The organism is Candidatus Saccharimonadales bacterium, from assembly GCA_035480635.1.
Classification (GTDB): domain Bacteria; phylum Patescibacteriota; class Saccharimonadia; order UBA4664; family DATIHN01; genus DATIHN01.
Map to the genome: position 1 here is coordinate 1 of DATIHN010000005.1, position 18,579 is coordinate 18,579.

21 protein-coding genes and 1 pseudogene are annotated in these 18,579 nt (G+C 48.8%); 20 read left to right on the top strand and 2 right to left on the bottom strand.

Annotated features, from left to right (window positions below; translation table 11 throughout):
- Both VLE72_00410 and rpmE read right to left on the bottom strand, forming a co-directional pair.
- Nucleotides 1–182 (bottom strand): hypothetical protein (locus VLE72_00410; GenBank protein ID HSX14360.1); only part of this gene is annotated, 182 nt, incomplete at its 3' end.
- Between the two features lie 182 nt (nucleotides 183–364).
- Nucleotides 365–553: pseudogene (rpmE, locus tag VLE72_00415) on the bottom strand (50S ribosomal protein L31).
- Nucleotides 554–735: 182 nt separating this feature from the next.
- On the opposite strand from rpmE, the gene rpsB reads away from it, so the two are divergent.
- The 20 genes from rpsB (at nucleotide 736) to VLE72_00515 (ending at nucleotide 18,513) form a co-directional block, all read left to right on the top strand.
- Complete coding sequence (gene rpsB, locus VLE72_00420) at nucleotides 736–1,467, top strand: 30S ribosomal protein S2 (GenBank protein ID HSX14361.1); 732 nt, start codon at nucleotides 736–738, stop codon at nucleotides 1,465–1,467.
- A complete protein-coding gene (tsf, locus tag VLE72_00425; protein HSX14362.1) occupies nucleotides 1,457–2,044 on the top strand; it encodes a translation elongation factor Ts in 588 nt (195 codons plus the stop codon). The genes rpsB and tsf overlap by 11 nt, the downstream gene beginning before the upstream one ends.
- Nucleotides 2,045–2,605, top strand: a complete 561-nt coding sequence (gene frr / locus VLE72_00430) for a ribosome recycling factor (GenBank protein ID HSX14363.1) — start codon at nucleotides 2,045–2,047, stop codon at nucleotides 2,603–2,605.
- An 11-nt stretch (nucleotides 2,606–2,616) separates the two neighbouring features.
- Entirely contained in the window at nucleotides 2,617–3,336 is a 720-nt protein-coding gene (gene uppS, locus VLE72_00435) for a polyprenyl diphosphate synthase (GenBank protein ID HSX14364.1), read from the top strand.
- Complete coding sequence (locus tag VLE72_00440) at nucleotides 3,333–4,406, top strand: site-2 protease family protein (GenBank protein ID HSX14365.1); 1,074 nt, start codon at nucleotides 3,333–3,335, stop codon at nucleotides 4,404–4,406. The genes uppS and VLE72_00440 overlap by 4 nt, the downstream gene beginning before the upstream one ends.
- Nucleotides 4,403–5,125 carry a CPBP family intramembrane glutamic endopeptidase gene (locus VLE72_00445; GenBank protein HSX14366.1) on the top strand — a complete coding sequence of 241 codons (723 nt, stop codon included), beginning with the start codon at nucleotides 4,403–4,405 and terminating at the stop codon, nucleotides 5,123–5,125. Before VLE72_00440 ends, VLE72_00445 begins: the two co-directional genes overlap by 4 nt.
- Nucleotides 5,122–6,351 (top strand): aminoacyl--tRNA ligase-related protein, encoded by a 1,230-nt coding sequence (locus tag VLE72_00450; protein HSX14367.1) that lies wholly within the window; start codon nucleotides 5,122–5,124, stop codon nucleotides 6,349–6,351. Before VLE72_00445 ends, VLE72_00450 begins: the two co-directional genes overlap by 4 nt.
- A gap of 223 nt (nucleotides 6,352–6,574) precedes the next feature.
- The gene (locus VLE72_00455) at nucleotides 6,575–7,144 is read left to right on the top strand and encodes a hypothetical protein (GenBank protein HSX14368.1); all 570 of its coding nucleotides are present in this window, start codon (nucleotides 6,575–6,577) and stop codon (nucleotides 7,142–7,144) included.
- A gap of 192 nt (nucleotides 7,145–7,336) precedes the next feature.
- The gene (locus VLE72_00460) at nucleotides 7,337–8,389 is read left to right on the top strand and encodes a rod shape-determining protein (protein HSX14369.1); all 1,053 of its coding nucleotides are present in this window, start codon (nucleotides 7,337–7,339) and stop codon (nucleotides 8,387–8,389) included.
- Nucleotides 8,389–9,183, top strand: a complete 795-nt coding sequence (gene mreC, locus VLE72_00465) for a rod shape-determining protein MreC (protein ID HSX14370.1) — start codon at nucleotides 8,389–8,391, stop codon at nucleotides 9,181–9,183. The genes VLE72_00460 and mreC overlap by 1 nt, the downstream gene beginning before the upstream one ends.
- Nucleotides 9,180–9,698 (top strand): rod shape-determining protein MreD, encoded by a 519-nt coding sequence (mreD, locus tag VLE72_00470; protein ID HSX14371.1) that lies wholly within the window; start codon nucleotides 9,180–9,182, stop codon nucleotides 9,696–9,698. Before mreC ends, mreD begins: the two co-directional genes overlap by 4 nt.
- Nucleotides 9,691–11,649: a penicillin-binding protein 2 gene (gene mrdA / locus VLE72_00475; protein HSX14372.1), complete on the top strand. Its 1,959-nt coding sequence runs from the start codon at nucleotides 9,691–9,693 to the stop codon at nucleotides 11,647–11,649. The genes mreD and mrdA overlap by 8 nt, the downstream gene beginning before the upstream one ends.
- A gap of 167 nt (nucleotides 11,650–11,816) precedes the next feature.
- Nucleotides 11,817–12,287, top strand: a complete 471-nt coding sequence (greA, locus tag VLE72_00480; protein ID HSX14373.1) for a transcription elongation factor GreA — start codon at nucleotides 11,817–11,819, stop codon at nucleotides 12,285–12,287.
- 61 nt (nucleotides 12,288–12,348) lie between these two features.
- Nucleotides 12,349–12,918, top strand: coding sequence for a hypothetical protein (locus VLE72_00485; protein HSX14374.1), 570 nt, complete (start codon nucleotides 12,349–12,351; stop codon nucleotides 12,916–12,918).
- A 121-nt stretch (nucleotides 12,919–13,039) separates the two neighbouring features.
- Entirely contained in the window at nucleotides 13,040–14,320 is a 1,281-nt protein-coding gene (locus VLE72_00490) for a pitrilysin family protein (protein ID HSX14375.1), read from the top strand.
- A 46-nt stretch (nucleotides 14,321–14,366) separates the two neighbouring features.
- A complete protein-coding gene (locus VLE72_00495) occupies nucleotides 14,367–15,128 on the top strand; it encodes a methyltransferase domain-containing protein (GenBank protein ID HSX14376.1) in 762 nt (253 codons plus the stop codon).
- Between the two features lie 409 nt (nucleotides 15,129–15,537).
- Nucleotides 15,538–16,131, top strand: a complete 594-nt coding sequence (locus VLE72_00500; GenBank protein ID HSX14377.1) for a hypothetical protein — start codon at nucleotides 15,538–15,540, stop codon at nucleotides 16,129–16,131.
- Nucleotides 16,098–17,144, top strand: coding sequence for a M28 family peptidase (locus tag VLE72_00505; protein ID HSX14378.1), 1,047 nt, complete (start codon nucleotides 16,098–16,100; stop codon nucleotides 17,142–17,144). The genes VLE72_00500 and VLE72_00505 overlap by 34 nt, the downstream gene beginning before the upstream one ends.
- 18 nt (nucleotides 17,145–17,162) lie before the next feature.
- On the top strand, nucleotides 17,163–17,579 hold the full coding sequence (locus VLE72_00510; GenBank protein HSX14379.1) for an NUDIX hydrolase: 417 nt from the start codon (nucleotides 17,163–17,165) through the stop codon (nucleotides 17,577–17,579).
- Between the two features lie 49 nt (nucleotides 17,580–17,628).
- Nucleotides 17,629–18,513, top strand: a complete 885-nt coding sequence (locus VLE72_00515) for a phosphotransferase (protein ID HSX14380.1) — start codon at nucleotides 17,629–17,631, stop codon at nucleotides 18,511–18,513.
- Nucleotides 18,514–18,579: the final 66 nt, after the last annotated feature.

Genomic DNA, 18,579 nt, shown 5'->3' on the forward strand with positions numbered 1-18,579 from the left:
TTGGTTTCAGCCATATCTGACTTAAAGCGAGCCAAAGCCCTTATTTGCTCAACGATTGGTTCCAGTTGAGCTTGGCGTTTGGCTAATTTAACCATCTCCGGCGTACCAGCCAGGCTTGGATCAACCAACTTTAAGTCGTTCGTCTCATACTCCGCCAAAATGTTTTCGATCATTTGTTCCATAGCAAAAGCCCTGCCTTAATAGTAGCAGAGCTCCTCCGTCTAGTAATTTAGCTGTCTTGAGCTTCGGGGGCAGTTTCGACGGTATCGGCCTGGAGTTCGTCTTGAACTTCAGCTAGGTCGGGATCAGTTTTTTTATTGCGAACCTTGGATTGTTTTTCTTGAAGTTGGCTAGCTTTGGTGCGGCGAGCGTTAAATTTATCGACCCGACCAGCGGTATCGAGCAGTTTTTGCTTGCCAGTATAGAACGGATGGCAATTCGAACAGATCTCAACGGTGATCTCGGGGACCGTAGAGGTCGATTCAAAGGTGGTGTCGCAGCCGTTGCAGTGCACCTTTGTGGTCATATATTCGGGGTGAATTCCGGTTTTCATAACCTGAGTAGTGTAACAGGTTTGACGTGTTTGATCAAGAGTAATAAGTGTAACATCTGGCATCTTTGTGTTGGCAACCAGAGTCAATTCTGTTATAGTTCTTGAGTTGAAATCATTAATCATCAACTCGCCATTTCATCCTCCCACCCAAGTGGGTCGGCGAGCGAAGGAAAGGATCTGATTTGTCTGAACCAACATTAAAAGAATTATTGGAGGCCGGGGCTCACTTTGGTCACCAAACCCGGCGCTGGAACCCCAAAATGGGGCCGTTTATTTATGGCGCCCGGGGCGGCGTGCATATTATCGATTTGACCAAGACACTGCCGGCCTTGCAGGATGCCATTAAATTTGTCGAGCAGCTGACCGAAGGTGGTGGTGCGATTATGTTTGTCGGGACCAAGCGCCAAGGGGCAGCCATTGTGGCTGGGGCGGCTAGAGACGCTGGCATGCCCTATGTAACTGAGCGCTGGTTGGGCGGGATGTTGACGAATTTCCGAACCATCCAAAGCCAGGTCAAACGGTTGATCCGACTGGAAGAGCAAGTTGAGAGTGGGGAAGTGGCCGAGCAGTTTAATAAGAAGGAAGCCTCTGGCGTTGATGATGAAATTGCCAAACTGGAGCGCATCTTTGGCGGCATTAAACAAATGGACAAGCTGCCACAGGCCCTATTTGTGGTTGATGTGCCGCGCGAAATCATTGCCGTTAACGAAGCACGCAAGCTGGGGATTCCGGTGGTGGCGATTGCCGATTCTAACACCAACCCGGATCTGATTGATTACCCGATTCCGGCTAACGACGATGCTATTAAATCAATTACCTTGATCACCGGGGCCATTGCTGATGCCGCCAAACGCGGAGCAGCCAAGTACCAGGCCAGCGCCAAACCCAAGGAGGAGGCTGAAGTTGCCGCTTAACACTACCGATGTTAAGAAATTGCGCGATCAAACCGGGGCCGGCATGATGGCGGCCAAGGAGGCTCTGGAAGCTGCCGGCGGCGATATGGAAAAAGCCATTGAACATTTGCGCAAGGCCGGGCAAGCCAGTGCCGCTAAACGGGTCGATCGCACAGCCAGCGCTGGCTTGATTGAATCCTATACTCACGCTGGCCGGATTGGCGTTTTGGTGGAAGTAAACTGCGAAACCGACTTTGTGGCCAGAACCGACGATTTTAAGGCCTTCGTGCACGACATCGCCATGCAAGTAGCGGCCACCGCTCCGGATTATGTTAGGCCCGAGGATGTGCCGGCTGAAGTTATCGCCAAAGAAAAAGACATTTATACGGCCGAAGCTGGCAGTGGCAAGCCCAAGGATGTGCTGGACAAGATTATCAGTGGTAAATTGGACAAATTTTATGCTAGCACTTGTTTAACCAAACAACCTTTCATTAAGGCTCCGGATATGACAATTGAGGCTTTGCAAACTGATTTAATTGCTAAATTGGGCGAGAATGTCGTAATCAAACGCTTTGCCCGCTACGAATTAGGAGTCTAGATGATCCAGGGCATCATAGATCAGGCTAACCCACGGATGGACAAGGCCGTAGACCACCTCCAAGACAGCCTGCGCCAGATTCGGACGGGCCGGGCCTCGACGGCTTTGATCGATGGCGTCACCCTTGAGCAATATGGCCAGATGGTACCACTGAAAACTGTCGCAACCTTGAGCGTGCCCGATGCTCATACCATTGCCATTTCGCCCTGGGACAAAAGTTTGATTCCAGTAATCGAAAAAGCCATCCGCGAGACCCAATCACTAGGACTCAACCCCAGCAATGATGGCGCTATTATCCGCTTGAATCTGCCACCAATGACGACGGAGCGCCGGACCGAGTTGACCAAACAGGTGGGGGAGCAGATCGAAGCTTGTCATGTGGCCCTGCGAAATATTCGTCATGACGTCTTGAATGAGGCTCGTAAGGCTGAGCAAGCTAAATCTGCCAGCCAAGATGATCTCAAATTCGCCGAAAACGAACTGAATAAAAGAATCGATGACTATCGCCGCAAGCTTGATGACATTAAGGCGGCCAAAGTTAAAGAGATTATGGAAGTCTAGTACGACCGGCGATGCCAAAACCGACACCCCAAACTAACAACGAATCGATTGTACCCAGACATCTTGGGCTGATTTTGGATGGTAACCGTCGTTGGGCTCTCGAAAATGGTTTTCCTAAACTAGAAGGTCATCGCTACGGGTACGAGACCCTCAAAACCATTGCTGATGCCGCTCTAGATCGCGGCGTTAAATATCTAACGGCCTACGTCTTTTCAACCGAAAACTGGAAACGACCACCGATTGAAGTCAAATTCCTGATGGATCTGCTTTACTGGGTTGCTACTAAAGAAGTCGAAGAGTTTCATCAAAAGAATATCCGGCTGGTCTTTTTGGGCAAAGAAGTACCCTTAAGTCCCAAGATCCTTAAAGCCATTTATCAGGCCGAGGAAAAAACCAAGCACAATAGTCATGGCACACTGGCGCTGTGCTTGAATTATGGCGGCCAGACCGAAATCACCGAAGCCGTACAAAAGATCATTAAAGCCGGAATCCATCCAGACCAAATTACACCAGATACCATTCAAGCACACCTGTATCACCCCGAAATTCCCGACGTCGATTTCATTATTCGAACCTCCGGCGAGCAGCGCTTGAGCAACTTTATGCTTTGGCGAAGCGCTTATGCTGAGTTATATTTTAAGAGCAACAAACATTGGCCGGCCTTTACCGTAAGTGACCTGGATGAGGCCTTAAAGGATTACGCCGAACGGGTGAGACGTTTCGGAATATGATCATATCCATACTTTTAATCATTGTCATTTTTAGCTCTGTCGTGTTGGTACACGAGTGGGGCCACTTTGTGGCAGCCAGGCGTAATGGCATTGAGGTCGAAGAGTTCGGCTTTGGGTTTCCGCCCAGAATATTCGGCATTAAACGGGGTCAAACCCTCTACTCTATTAATTGGTTACCTCTAGGCGGTTTTGTGCGGATGAAGGGCGAGGATCAGCCAGGACAAGCCAAAGGCAGCTTCAATGCTGCTAGTCTCGGTGCCAAGGTCAAAGTCTTAATCGCCGGCGTTAGTATGAATGTTTTGTTGGGCTATGTTATTTTGGTCGGCCTAGCCTTGGCTGGTTTACCAAAACTAGTTGATGGGCAGTTTAATATTGGCCATCCCAGCTATGCCCAGACCCCGGCCATTATGGCAGCAGATGTCATCAAGAATTCTCCGGCCAGCCAAGCCAGTATTAGTCCTGGCACTTTAATTCTCTCCGGCAACGGGCAAGCTTTTGTAACTGAGAGCGATTTGACCAGCTTTACCAAAGCTCACGCTGGGCAGACTGTTAGTTTAGTGATAAAAAAGCGCTCTAGCCAGCCCCAAACAGTCACTACGCAGCTAAATCAACAGGCTGGCCAAACCGGCTATCTTGGCGTAACGCCGCTAGCGGTATCGAGCCAGCGCTATGGTTTATGGGCGCCGGTGGTAGCTGCTGGTATCACCGTTCAGTTAGTCTGGCGGACATTGGCTGGGCTGGCTGCTCTCATCGGTGGTCTAGTTGTGCACCACCGAGCCAGCGCCGAAGTGGCGGGACCAGTTGGTATCGTGGTAATTCTAAATAGCATCGTCCATTTGGGTTGGACCTATTTATGGCTGTTCGTTTTAACCATCACGATTTCGCTAGCCGTTATTAATATCTTGCCCATTCCAGCCCTGGATGGCGGCCGCTTGGCGCTGGTGCTGGCCAAATCACGCTACCAAGGTCTCTCCGAAGCGGCTGAAAATCGGATTCATAAATACGGTTTCATTGGGTTATTGATTTTTATGGCGCTAATAACCATCATCGACGTTCGGCGGTATTTATGAAACGCGTCATCGAAGTCCCCTGGAAAACCAGTGAGGCTCTGGCCGTTTTTGCGGCTTCTTGGGTATTAGTACCACTGGCGGTCTGGGCCCTCTTAGCAACGGCCGCAACGTTTTGGCCGGCTGCCCACCACTGGCTGAATCTGCTTGGCACTAGCGATATCACCGTTAACTTTATCATGGTGGCACTCGATGCTTTGGTCGGATTGCTACTAGTCAAACTGATCCTTGATCGTTATCACGTTGGGTGGAGCGCGGTTGGCCTGCGCCGGGTAAAAATCGGTCGGGCCATCGCCTATGTAACTGCCGCCTTAATTGCCTTTTTAATTCTAGTGGCGCTTTCGTTTGCAATCGTTAGCCTATTTTTCCCGCACTTCAATGCTGACCAGGCTCAGGTCAATGAATTTACTCAACCGAAAGGTACTGGGGCCTTGCGGCTGAGTTTTTTGGCGCTGGTTGTTATCCCGCCCTTCATCGAAGAAATCATCTTCCGCGGCTTTATTTTCCCGGCCTTAACCAAGCGTTGGGGCATCATTCTCGGTGCCATTATCACCAGCCTGCTGTTTGCGATTGCTCACTGGCAGCTCAACGTTGGCGTCTATACCTTAATCTTGAGCCTGATATTGTGTATGATGTACTACAAGCTGCGCAGTATCTGGCCGGGGATTTTCCTACACATGATTAATAACTACATTGCCTTTACCGCGTTGATTCATAAATGAAATTATCACAAAATTTTGTACACCCTAGTAAGACTGAGGCAGGTGAAGGCGAAAGCCTCAATCATCAACTCCTAACTCGAGCTGGCTTTGTTAGCCAATTGATGGCTGGGGTTTATAGCTACTTACCGCTGGGGTTGGCCGTCTTACGCAAAATCGAAGGCGTTGTACGAGAGGAGATGAATGCGGTTGGTGGCCAAGAGGTTTTAATGCCAGCGCTTCATCCTAAAGCTAATTGGGTCAGGACCGGCGGCTGGGATAAGATCGATGTGCTCTTTAAACTCAAGAGCCGGACCGATCGCGAATATGCTCTGGGCCAAAGCGAAGAGGAGATTATCACGCCGTTAGTCTTGGGTCGGGTCAATTCTTACAAACAGCTGCCCCTGGCCGTCTACCAAATTTCCTGGAAGTATCGTGATGAGCTCAGGGCCAAATCGGGCCTCCTGCGGGGCCGCGAGTTTTTCATGAAAGATCTCTACAGCTTTCATGTCGATCAAACTGATTTCGATCGTTTTTACGAAGTCATGAAGGCGGCTTACCTGAAGATCTTTGATCGGTTAGGGTTAGTGGCCAAGGTAACCGAGGCGGCCGGCGGTGGTTTTACCGAGAAAGTCTCCTATGAATTTATGGTATTAACCGACGCTGGCGAGGACGATATCCTCTATTGCGACAATTGTGACTTCTGCGTAAATGTCGAGATCGCCAAGGTTAAGGTTGGCGATGAATGCCCGAAGTGTAGTCAGGATAAGTTGAAAGCCGCTAAGGCTAGCGAAGTGGGTAACGTCTTCGATTTAGGTCAGAAGTACGGCAAGGATTTTGATCTGGGATTTGTTGATGACAAAGGCACCAAGCATTATCCAGTAATGGGCTGTTACGGTATTGGCATTACCAGGGTGATGGGCGTCATCGTTGAAAAACATCACGATGAACAGGGCATTATCTGGCCCGAGGTGGTGGCTCCAGCTCAGATTCACCTGATTAGTTTGGGTGATGACGCCAAAGTTACTAAGGCGGCCGATGAACTCTACGACAAATTAATCAAAGCCGGGCGCGAAGTTGTCTACGACGACCGCAATGAATCAGCAGGCGTCAAATTCGCCGACGCTGACCTGATTGGCATCCCCGAGCGCTGGACCGTTAGCGCCAAAACCTTGGCCGAGGATTCGGTCGAAGTCAAACAACGTGATCAAAAAGAATCTAAACTAATAAAGCTCGACAAAGCCGCCTAATCCTGGTATTCTGACCAGCGTTCCTTCAAATTCCCAAGGAGGCTCTAATGGGGCCATGCTGGAAGCTGTTGCCACTTTGCAATCCAATCTATGCAAGGTGGCTCTCGAGATGTGATTGCGCCTTAGGGCAAGGGCACGATGGTCTGTGCATTTGCGGTCACGAACTAGAGGCGCGGGGACTGGAGTCCCTTAAGTGGTTCCATTCTCGAGAAAAAGACAAGGTATGACCAAGATGCTAAGGCTGATGCGTCAGGCGGCCTCGGGCCGCTACCAACCGCAAGGTGACCTGGCAGATGCCGACTGCGTGCTAGGACAGGCCTTCGGATTCCGCGACCTCAAACTGTTAAGTCCTACTCCCGGACCCAGTAATTTGGATATGGCCTACGAAATCTTCATCCGGGCCCCCAGGTCAATCGAACTTTATCTGCAAGCAGAGTTAGTTGGCTCTGTCTTGGATCTGGGGTTCCCGACGGACTTGGTTCATCAGTTCGGTAGCATAGGCGATCGTATCACAACTCACGAGATCTTGAGGCAAGAGCTTCAGGCAGTCGTTGAGGATGGTCACCAACGTGCAGCCCTTTGGGCAACTGCTCACCACATCCCTCGTTGCCAGGCCATTGCCGAGCGTTTGATTAAGGACTGTAACTACAACCTTGAGCTGATTGTACCGCCTGGCCTACCAGCTGGTTTTGATCGTTGGTCGGCGCAGTGGTGGACCAGGGGCCGGTGTCGGTGGGCACTCAAGGAGGTCGGGCTGGTAATCCCGCACCACTTAGCTAAAGGCCTTATGTAAGACACCCCGTCACTGCGACGGGGTGTTCACATTTTTAGCTTAAATTTGAACACAAAAACTAAGTATTAGCGCTTTACAGGAGTAGAATACGGGTCAAATCGCCGACTATTTGTGTTCGCCCTGAATACATTAATAAAGCTTGTGGCTCCTATCCACTCCTGATAAACTAACAGATGTGAATTGTTGGGAACGATGATAAATCGCTTTTTAGGCATGCTGAGTCATGACATTGGCATTGACCTAGGTACAGCTAATACGCTGGTCTATGTGCGTGGACGGGGCATTGTTATAAACGAGCCCAGCGTGGTAGCGGTCAATACCAAGACCAACCAAGTTTTGGCAATTGGGGATGAGGCCAAGAAGATGGTTGGCAAAACCCCGGCCAGCATTGTGGCGACCAGGCCTTTGGTCGATGGAGTCGTTAGTGACTTTGAAGTCACCGAGCAGATGCTTAAGTATTTTATCGAGAAGGTCCACCGGGAGAGTTACGCCATATTCCCGAGACCCAGAGTCGTGATTGGCATTCCCCAAGGCGTTACCGAGGTCGAGAAACGAGCGGTGGAGGATGCCGCTAGCAACGCTGGGGCTCGCCAAACATTCTTGATTGAAGAACCAATGGCCGCGGCCATTGGTAGTCGCCTGCCCATCCAAGATGCCGCCGGTAGCATGATCGTCGATATTGGTGGCGGCACCACCGAGGTGGCCATAATTTCGCTAGGGGGTATTGTGGCTTCAAGGAGCTTGCGCATTGCCGGCGATGAGTTGAGTGATGACATTATTCAATTTGCTCGCGAAGAGTTTAATTTACAGATTGGTGAGCGCACCGCCGAAAACATCAAAATTGGCATTGGCTCAGCCTACCCAGTGGGTAAACCGACACCAATACCGATGCGCGGGCGTGATTTGGTGACCGGCCTGCCTAAAGAAATCATGGTCGGCGATGATCTGATTCGCCGGGCTCTAACCAAAAGCGTGCGGGCCATTGTTGAATCGATCAAAATTACGATCGAAGAGACTCCACCCGAACTAGTGGCCGATATTATGGATCGCGGCATTGTGCTGGCTGGCGGCGGGGCTTTGCTCAAAGGCCTCGATCTCATGATCCACCGCGAAACCAAGATGCCAGTTGTGATAGCTGATGATCCCTTAACCAGTGTGGCTAGGGGTACGGGCTTAGTTTTGGAAGACTTGGATAGTCTAAAAGAAATTTTGGTGCCAACTCAGTTTGGTAAGATTCCGAGGTAATGCGCAAACCGAGTAATCGCACCATCATTATAACCATCGCGATTGCCGTGGGGGTGGTAGTGTTGGGGCGGCTCGGCTATTTGCGGCCTCTAACCACGGCTTTGGATTACACCACTACGCCAGTGCGGGGGCTGTTTCGTAACATCGGCAGTTCGATTTCCAGCCGGAGCTCACAAATTACTGGGATCGGACATTTGCAGCGCGATAATGCTCGCTTGCAAGAAGAAGTAAATACTCTAAAACAACGCTTAGCCGACGATACCGAGATTCGCCAGCAAAATGACATTTTACGGCGTCAACTCCAAATCGGTGGAGCAGCCAGTGCCCAGCTGGTGGCAGCCGATGTTATCGGCTACCAACCCGATAACTTTCGCCAATTTTTAACCATCGCCAAAGGTTCAAACGACGGCCTGAAAGTCGGCCAGGCCGTCGTGGCTGATGGCGTATTGGTCGGCACCATTTCCGAAACTAGCCGGACCAGCGCCAAAGTCTTTTTGTTAAGCGACCCCAACTTTAAGGTTAATGGTATTGATCAAGCCAGTCGGGCTAGTGGCACCGTCCACGGCCAGTTGGGGAGCGGCTTAGTTATGGACAAAATCGCCCAAGGCGACAGTGTTAGCCCTGGAGATACCATTGTAACCAGTGGCCTGGGCGGTGATATCCCTAAAGGCATCATCATCGGGCAAGTCGAATCTGTCGATCAGCGTGACAACCAAGTCTTCCAGGTTGCACAAGTGGCTTCGACCATCCGGGTATCTAAATTGGAACTGGTCTTTGTGATGGTAGCATCGTGAACATCGTAAGAGCTGCGATCATCGCTTTAGTTGTAGTTTGGTTGCAAGTTGCTACTCTGCCAGCTTTGGGGCTAGCGGGCGTGGTACCGAACCTGGCCCTGGTTTGCGTCATATTACTGGCAGCCAGGCTACCGGTCACGGCCAGCTTAGGTCTGGCTGTAGCCATTGGTGCGCTCCTAGATGCAAGTAGTGGCAGCGATTATGGTTTACGGACCGCTTTCTATGTCCTGATTGCCCTCATTACGGCGGTCCTGGGGCAGTTGGGCAGCGACCTCGATAATTTGAGCTTACTGGCTAGTCTAGTGATTGGGGCAACGCTCATGATTAATTTGGCGATTTTAGCCAATTTGGCTTTCTTGCATATTAGTCTGCCGCTAAACTACATTGGCCGACACGTCCTGGTTGAAATTTGTTTGAATTTGATAATGCTAGTGCCGCTCAAATGGGCAATGTCTAGAGCAATCGGGCGCTCGGCACCGGAATACGTTATTAATCCCAAGATCAGACGTGGCTAAAAAACGCTCACTCTTTAGCTACGTTCCCAAGCTCAGCGGCCGCCACCATATCCGAGTTCGAGATACTTCCAAACATGAGCGGTGGGCCGATGCGATTTTGCCGGCTGATGCCGAGGCCACACCGGTCGAAGAGGCTACCAACCGTCGACCAATCATGGCATTGGGCGCTGTGGTGGCAGCAACTTTCTTAATTTTGGTCTTGCAAATGTTACGGTTGCAGATCTTTCAAGGTGGTCGAAACCTAGGCCTAGCCGAAGGGAATCGCATTTCACAAAAGATTACTCGAGCACCAAGAGGAGTAATTTATGATCGCAACCACCAAGCCCTAGCCAAAAACGTGGCCAGCTTTGATGTCACCATTACCCCGCAACTTGTGCCTAAAGACGCCGATCAGCGCAACCAGATATTTAGCCGTGTTAGTCAGATTACTGGAGTAAATGCTGAAACCCTCACCAATCTGGCTAATGCCACCAACATCAACCCGCTCCAGCCCCAGTTGGTTAAAAGTGACTTGCCGCGCGATCAAGCCTTGCTGTTTGATCAAGAAAGTGATGGTTTAGTTGGTTTTAGTCTGGATGTTAACCCGATTCGCCAATATTTAGACGGTGGTTTAATGGGGGACATTTTGGGCTACACTGGCCGCGTCAGCCCAGCAGACCTTAAAAACCACCCGGATTATCTGCCGACCGACTACATTGGCAAGGCCGGCATCGAGAATCAATATGAGGCCACCCTAAAAGGCACCAACGGCAGCGAACAGACCGAAGTCGATGCCAATCGCCGACCCGTTAAGGTCCTAGACAGCCGAGAGTCTGCACCTGGCTCAAGTATTGTGTTATCAATCGATCAAGGGTTGCAAGCCAAGTTGACCCAGGCGCTTCAGTCGTCGCTGGCCAAATCTGGCACCAGGCGAGCGGCTGGGGTGGCCATGAACCCTAAAACCGGTGAGATCTTGGCGCTGGTCAGCCTGCCGGGGTACGACTCCAACCAATTTGCTCATGGCATCGACCAAGCCGACTATCTAAAATTAGTCAATGACAGCGCCCAGCCCCTGTTCAATAAAGCCATTAGTGGCACCTATCCGACTGGCTCAATCATCAAACCGCTGGTAGCCTCAGCGGCGCTGCAGGAGGGAACCATCACGCCAGAAACAACTGTGACCGACAAAGGTTTTTTGGAGATCCCGAACCCTTACAACCCCAGTGTCACTTACCGGTTTTACGGCTACGAACATAGTGGTTTGGGCACCCTCAATCTTTACCGAGCGATTGCTCTGAGCTCAAACATTTACTTCTACACTGTCGGTGGTGGCTTTGGTAACATCCAAGGTCTAGGTGTCAGCCGCCTGACCTCGTGGTACAACAAATTTGGGCTGGGCAAAATCACCGGAATAGATTTGCCGGGGGAGGCCAGCGGTCGGGTGCCTACGCCCGACTGGAAGCAAAAGACCTTCCACCAGCCCTGGTACACCGGCGACACCTATAATATTTCGGTCGGTCAGGGCGATATGTTAGTTTCGCCCCTGCAGATGGCGGTGGCCATTTCGGCCATTGCCAATGGTGGCAGTATTATCAAGCCACACTTACTCAAACAAGTTGTCGATAACAATGGCCACGTCACCCAAGATATCCAACCAGAAGTGGTTCGGCCGCTGGGGGTTAGCCAAAAGAATCTGCAAGTCGTGCGCGACGGCATGCGCCAGGTCATCACTAGCGGCACCGGCTGCTGCTACATTCAGCCGGCGATACCGGTGCCGGTGGCCGGTAAAACTGGCACGGCCGAAACTGACCCCACTGGCAACCGTAAGCCCCATGCCTGGTTTGAGGCCTATGCACCATTCGATGATCCGCAGATTGTAGTGGTGGCACTCGTCGAAAACGCCGGCGAAGGCGCTAATTTTGCCGCTCCCGCGGTGCGCGATACTCTAGCCTGGTATTTCAGTCCGCACTAGGAGAAATTGTTGGTTTATTTTGACAATAATAACTATTGACAGTTGCAATTACACTTGCGAAAATCTATAGGCGAAAGATCGTAAACACAAACTAGTTGAAGATCGAAGGCTCGGGCCCGCCCGACGATTTTTTTTTAACACCCCCGGCACACAAGGAGGTAAACAACATGAATGTAGCAAAAAAAGACTTTTATTTAACCACTGAAGGCGTCTCCAAGCTCAAGGAAGAGCTAGACGACCTGATTTCCAATCAGCGGCCCAAAATTGCCGTTCGACTCAAGGAAGCCAAAGAATACGGCGATTTGAGCGAAAACGCCCAGTGGGATGACGCTAAAGATCAGCAGGCCTTCGTTGAGGGTCGGATTTCTGAAATCGAAAATATTTTGAAGCATTCTCAAATCATCGAAGCTCCCAAAGATGCGAGTATTGTTGGACTCGGTTCGATCGTGCACGTAGAGGTGGAAGAGGGCGTTCAGAAGTATCACATTGTCGGTTCACCTGAAGCCAATCCAGATGAAGGTAAAATTTCTAACGAATCACCGATTGGCAAAGCTTTGATGGGCTGCAAGAAGGGTGATGAGGTCGAAGTCGAAGTTCCCTCTGGCACCATTACCTACAAAATCAAACGAATCGAATAAGTTGCACTTAACTTAAGCTCTTCAAGTCACTTGGCTGGAGGGTTTTTGTTATACTTACGGAATGTCATGGCATGCTGTTAGCGGTATTGCAGCGGGAGTTATCTTCTCGGTAAGTTCTGGGTGGTATGTCCTTGATATTGCCAGAAGTAAAGTAGTGGTGAGTATTGCGACCTTTGCTGTCTTGGCGTTAATTACGGTTTCGCAGCTGGTGTCCTTGATTGCCGAGCACGTCTGGGTAGTAGTGCCGTTTACGCTAGTCGGCGCAGTTGCAAATGTCTTAATCATTATACTGTCTTATAAGAACAAACGAATTTACTTTGACTGGTTGGATAAGGTGGCTCTGCTGGGCGCAATAGCTGGACTTATTCTATGGGCATATACAAAAGATGCTGCGCTCAATCTTTACGTTCTCTCGGCTGTGACCTTTGTCACGTTCATTCCACTAGTCGTTAAAACATTCAAGAACCCTAGTTTCGAAACAGTTAAGCCCTGGAGGTTAAATCTACTTGCTTCAACTTTTCTACTATTATCAGTAAATTCAATTGCTGCAGTAGTCTGGGTGGTCCCAGTTAGGCAATTCGTTTGCTCTGTATTAATTAACATTGCAGTGGGAAAAGCCCAAAAGGCCTAAGTTACAAAGCTATTTGGGGTTCTAACTTCCATCACCTACAAAATCAAACGAATCGAATAAGATGCACTTAACTTAAGCTCTCCAAGCCGCTTGGCTGGAGGGTTTTTGTTATGATATAGAAATGGACCTTGCAGCATTTGGTATTAAAAAACATACATTTGCACTAAAGAATGGTTTGCGGGTTGTTTTGTTTGAACGTGCAAATATGCCAATTCATTTGCGAGCAGCCTTCAAAGCAGGCTGCAAGTATGACCCACCGGGCAAAGAAGGGTTGGCACATTTCTCAGAGCACCTTCTATTAGCTGGGACTAAGCGCTTTCCCTCAAGTACAGAGCTTGGGGCCTTCATCGAGCAATATGGTGGATGGTACAACGCCAATACACCAAAAGAAGAGATCAATCTAGACATTGCTATTGGTGATCCGGCAGATACTGAGGTTGCTTTCGAGATGATGGGAGAAATGTTAACTACCTCACTCTTTTTGCCACAATCAATCGTGAGCGAAAGAGAGTCTGTTTTGGGTGAGGTCGGTGAGTGGGAGGCAAATCCTTCCAAACAAATCTGGGAAGTTCAAAACCGGCTTTATTTCCAAGGCACGCCATTGGGTCGGCATGGAGTTGGCACTACTTCCGGAGTTAAGGCATCGAAGCGCGATGACCTTGTTAGCTTTGTTAGTGAAACTATCACATCTGATCGGGGAGTAGTAGTAGTCGCTGGTGGTATATCCAAACAAGATGCCGAGAATCTCTCAGAGATTCATTTCGGCAACTTACATCGATCGCGGGCAGATTTTTCTGACGGCGAGGCAAAAGTATTGCGCCAGAAGCCTATTCTAATTGTCCCAAAGGAAAACCGACAGATTCAATTGACCCTGGGTTTTAGGACTTGTCCCATGGCAGGCGCAGATGAAGCGGCGCTCGACGTGATTTCGGCAGTTTTAGGCCGCGGTGGTTCTTCGTCTTTGCAAAGGGTACTTAGGCATGATCAGGCTCTGGTCTATTCCGTGTGGGCAGAAAGTGTGAACTTAGCGGCTGGAGGGTGGATATCGGTCGAGACTACGGCAGCGAAAGCGAAATTACAGCAAATTTTAGACGCCATATGTTTGGAGTTCCGACGTGTATACAAGGGTAAATTGAGTCAGGCAGAAATTGACTTAGCCAAAGCCAAGATCGTGAAATCAACACGTCTCTACTTACAATCATCATACGACGTAGCCCTCAGTCACAGTCGCTATAGTCTGCAGGTCGACTCGGGCTGGGACGTCTTTGATTATGACAAAAGAGTTTCCGCAGTAACCGCAGATGACATTAAGCGTGTAGGTAACAAGTATTTCAGGCCAGGTGAATGGTATCTTGGCCTCATTGGCGATGTTAAAGAATCAGACTTTTCTGTAAATTATTAAAGTTATAACTTCCAATTATTCGGAGGGTTTTTGTTATACTTGCGGCATGACAAAATTTAATGATTATGATTCTGTAGCAGAAAAACGCCAGCAACGCTTCTTAAAGGGGGAGAGCATGCCTCACCGTTTTGTGGAGAAGCCAGCAATGGAGAAAATGCTACCACCGCTTGCGGGGCAGAAGGTTTTAATGATTGGCTGTGGTACTGGGGAGGAATCTAGGTTGCTAGTGGAGAAGGGGGCCAAGGAGCTGATTGGTATTGATACGTCGAAAGTATCAATTGACTTGGCGACCAAGACATATCCAAATCACCAATTCCAGGTTGGTGACATGAATAAATTAGACTTTGATGATGATGAGTTTGACTTTGTATATAGCAGCTTAGCAATCGACTACACAGATAGTCCTCTTGGTGTCTATCGAGAAGTGTATCGAGTTCTAAAACAGGGTGGGGTATTCCAGTTCTCCGTCCCACACCCCGTTAGATGGTCTTCCGAGATAGTTGAGATTGACGGTGTTCGTACAAGAGTACTTGGCTTTTCTGAAAATAAAGAAAAGCCTCGTGTTTATGGGAACTACAATGACTATGCATTACATGAGCATGAATTTACGATATCGAACGGTGATCCGATCAGAGTTTGGGTCGGTCCACCCAGTATGCATTTTCAAATGCTTAAAGAAGCTGGATTTAGGGTTGAGGAATTTGTCGAAACAAAAGCGGTTGTTGAAGCCAAGAAAGTTGATGAATATTACTTCGATAGATTTAGCAGACTACCACAATTTGTACTCTTTCAAGCACTAAAGTTCTAACTTCCATCACCACCCGGATAATTGACTTACGTTTTGTCTATGCTAGAGTGAGTGACATGCAAGTTAATAAATCCAACTATCATTTCTGGTTTAGCACAAACTCTTCCCGGAAGAGGTTGGTTGTTGTACCCAGAGTTAACTAAGCACTTATTTCTCAGACACCACACCCAATCCCTTCCTAGAAGGGATTTTTCTTTTCTAGCAAGGAAGCACCTTTACCCCACAAAATGGAGGCACTGTGTATACCGAGCCGCAGAAAGTTTGGTCAGAACTTGCCGACAGGCGTAAGAACAGGGAATTGTTGGACCAGGTTCTGGATTATCTAGGAGGGTCACTCCCAGGGGGCTGGCCAGAGGATAAACCCATAGCCACGCTAAATCGGTATGTTGCAACTGCGCGGTTGGAGGACGTGGTTTTTGCGCATTCGGCTGCAAGTCTGAATCTGTGGCCTTATTGGCCAACCTATCTGGCTGAGCGCTTCACTAGCACCAATCCCGAGAAGGTGAGCTGCGTTCGGCCAAGAGTGCATCGGCCTAAACTCCAGGCTTCGCGAAGTTGGCTGGTTAAAGATCACCAACAGCTGCCCGGCCAGACCCTGGGCGGTATCCGCGTAGGTGAGGTAAGTCTACCAGAGGTCCATGATCAGGCTCGTCAGTTGGTGCTGGATCCCGAGATGTCGGGCAATACCTTCGATGTTTCGACCTGGAATCAAGCTCAGGCTGTACGATTTGGGTCCAACGGATCCGGTCGTTTGGCACCACACTACTACCATGCGGTAATGGCTCTATACGTTTGCCACGGTGTCTTGTTTGAGGACTTCGATGGTGGGCCAAATGCGGAGTCGGGTCTAGGCAGCTTTGTGGCGGAAGTCGTTAGGCCGGCTTTCGAAGCCGTAAGCCAAACGTTCGGTGTAAAACCGCTTATCGTTAGGTTGCCATATACAGCTGGGTTTCTGGACTACCCAGGAGCTTGCGCAGCGGTATTCGATCGCTTCCGCGAGTGAGGAGTAAGGGTCCCGGGCATGCACTAACAATGCATGCTCGGGAAACCAAATCATTTAAAATAGGAATAGCTATGAGTATCAACCAGACAATCAAAAAATTAACTTCACTGGAGAATCGCCTTGGGCTTGGCGAGGAAAAGGCCAGCAGCTTACTTTCTGGACTCTTGGATAACCTGAGCGTTAAACATACCATCCAGAGCTTCTCAAGCCAGACACCTAACTTCATCAAGGCCGAACTAGTTGTTGATGGTAAAAACATTGATTGTTTACCATGCGGCCTGGTGAGCGGTGAGATTAATGACAACAGCAACTTAATTAGCTCATTGACTAGTTCGCAAGACTTTCTAAGAACACCAAACATTAACTTCAACCCGAAGAGTGATGCTATCTGTCTTTCTAACTTCTACTTCGCACCAGCCTTGGCCATTTCTCGGCTCGATGTTGAGAAGGTGATAAGGGCCAGAAACATTAAGGGAGTTGTTAAAGTAAAGCCGGTTGACTACACAGCCAAAAATATCTTATGCGGGAACACTACTAATCCTACCCACATCATCTTCGCTCACTATGATTCATACTTTGCGGGAGCAACCGATAATGCGGCTGGGGTGGCAGTATTGCTCGATCTGGTACAAAAGAACCGACAGCTCCTGGAGAGCATCCTGTTTGTTTTTGCAGGAAATGAAGAACTATCGTACGATCAGCCGATTTACTGGGGGCGTTGTTTCCGGCAGTTTAATGAGGCTAATCCTGGTTTGCTTGCCCAAGCAAAAGGAGTACTTGTTGTCGACAGCGTAGGTGATGGTCCACCAATTGCCGAACGAGACCCCGGATTGATCAATCTGGCATTTCCACTGGGTGACTTCCCTGAGATAATTGCCAAAACCGCAATCGTTACGGGAGACTTTAATAGCCTGATGACTGTGTACCACAGTGCCGCTGATATAATCGGCCGGCTTAGTAATAAGCACTTAGCCGACACAGCATTACTTTTGGAGCAGCTCCTTGTAGATTGACTTTGTTATACTTACGGCATGAAAATTCCGCTCGATTTAATGGGTGACCAAGACACAGCGGTTGTGGCCATTATTCTTCGAGAAGGCAAAATCCTTCTAGGTCTAAGAGAATACGCAACGGGGAACAGGGTTTGGACAGTACCGGGTGGTCGATGTGACAAGGACGAAACGCTTGAGCAGACGCTAAGGCGAGAAACACAAGAAGAAGTTGGCATATCAGACTTAAGGATAGAGAAGTACATTGGCTCGGTTAATGGAGCCAAGACGGGAGACACAGTTCATATGTATTATTGCGAGTCTAATCAAGAGCCGATTAATAAAGAACCTCATAAGTTCAATTCATGGAAGTGGTTTTCGCCTGAGGAGATTCCAGACAACTTTATCAACCAATCAGCCCAAAAAGTATTAATAGAGTTTATTCACTCTATGAAGTAGTTCTAACCTCCATAACCGTTTGGAGGGTTTTTGTTATGATAGGACAGATATGAAACTCGAACCCTCAATGATCGAAGATAAATGGCCACTTACGAGAGTCTCACTAGGTTCATCGCTCAAGGGCGTAGGTGGTCAGCGCCACGTTCAGGTGTTGAGTGCAAGTGAAGGCAGATACATTTGTAAAACAGCAGATATATCGAAATCTCTGGACGATCTGGCCTCCGATCTACTAATCTTCGATTTCCTTCGTACTAAAGGCTTCCGTTATATCACTAGATTGCTAAAAACAAATAACGACCAACTTTTTGCAGATATCTCGGGCAGCCTCACTTACCTACTAGAATTTGTTGAAGGTAAAGAACCAGCTCCTACCCCTAAGAACTATGCTCAGCTCGGTAAAATAACAGCAGAGCTTAATAGCATTGATGGCTATCCAAATGCGACGAAGTTTATTCCAGCCACAATAATCAAGCAAGACTTACCCAAACTGACTATCGGAAAAAGTTTTCATTATGAATATCTGAAACTCTTAGAAACATTACCGTCATTTGAGGACCTACCAACCGCTTTAATCCACACCGATATTGCTCTAGTGAACTCTATACAGAAAGAAGACGGAAGTATTGTATTGATAGATTGGGACGATATTGGAATAGGTACGAGGATACTCGATGTAGCCTTCCCATTGATCCAGCAATTCGTATCCGAAGATTGTGAGTATGATGAGACTAACGCAAAAGCTTTCTACACAGCCTATAGACAAACAGTGAGATTAACTGACAGAGAACTGAATAACATCTTCAGTGCCGCCTTATTTATCGCCATGATGTACATTATTTACGGTGATTCCGATAAGCGTTGGCAACGAATACGCTGGGCTCTAAGAAACCGTGAGTTGTTAGAAAACGCTTTTCGGAATAATACCAGCCAGTAAATCAGCCGTCAGAAAGCTAGTTCTAACTTCCATCATCGTTTGGAGGCGTTTTTGTATCTGGTACAA

Bases quoted from the DNA above. Each gene is read 5' to 3' on its own strand.
- frr (HSX14363.1), top strand. From the start codon at position 2,045: ATGATCCAGGGCATCATAGATCAGGCTAACCCACGGATGGACAAGGCC.
- uppS (HSX14364.1), top strand. From the start codon at position 2,617: ATGCCAAAACCGACACCCCAAACTAACAACGAATCGATTGTACCCAGA.
- VLE72_00440 (HSX14365.1), top strand. From the start codon at position 3,333: ATGATCATATCCATACTTTTAATCATTGTCATTTTTAGCTCTGTCGTG.
- VLE72_00445 (HSX14366.1), top strand. From the start codon at position 4,403: ATGAAACGCGTCATCGAAGTCCCCTGGAAAACCAGTGAGGCTCTGGCC.
- VLE72_00450 (HSX14367.1), top strand. From the start codon at position 5,122: ATGAAATTATCACAAAATTTTGTACACCCTAGTAAGACTGAGGCAGGT.
- VLE72_00455 (HSX14368.1), top strand. From the start codon at position 6,575: ATGACCAAGATGCTAAGGCTGATGCGTCAGGCGGCCTCGGGCCGCTAC.
- VLE72_00460 (HSX14369.1), top strand. From the start codon at position 7,337: ATGATAAATCGCTTTTTAGGCATGCTGAGTCATGACATTGGCATTGAC.
- mreC (HSX14370.1), top strand. From the start codon at position 8,389: ATGCGCAAACCGAGTAATCGCACCATCATTATAACCATCGCGATTGCC.
- greA (HSX14373.1), top strand. From the start codon at position 11,817: ATGAATGTAGCAAAAAAAGACTTTTATTTAACCACTGAAGGCGTCTCC.
- VLE72_00485 (HSX14374.1), top strand. From the start codon at position 12,349: ATGTCATGGCATGCTGTTAGCGGTATTGCAGCGGGAGTTATCTTCTCG.
- VLE72_00490 (HSX14375.1), top strand. From the start codon at position 13,040: ATGGACCTTGCAGCATTTGGTATTAAAAAACATACATTTGCACTAAAG.
- VLE72_00495 (HSX14376.1), top strand. From the start codon at position 14,367: ATGACAAAATTTAATGATTATGATTCTGTAGCAGAAAAACGCCAGCAA.
- VLE72_00510 (HSX14379.1), top strand. From the start codon at position 17,163: ATGAAAATTCCGCTCGATTTAATGGGTGACCAAGACACAGCGGTTGTG.
- VLE72_00515 (HSX14380.1), top strand. From the start codon at position 17,629: ATGAAACTCGAACCCTCAATGATCGAAGATAAATGGCCACTTACGAGA.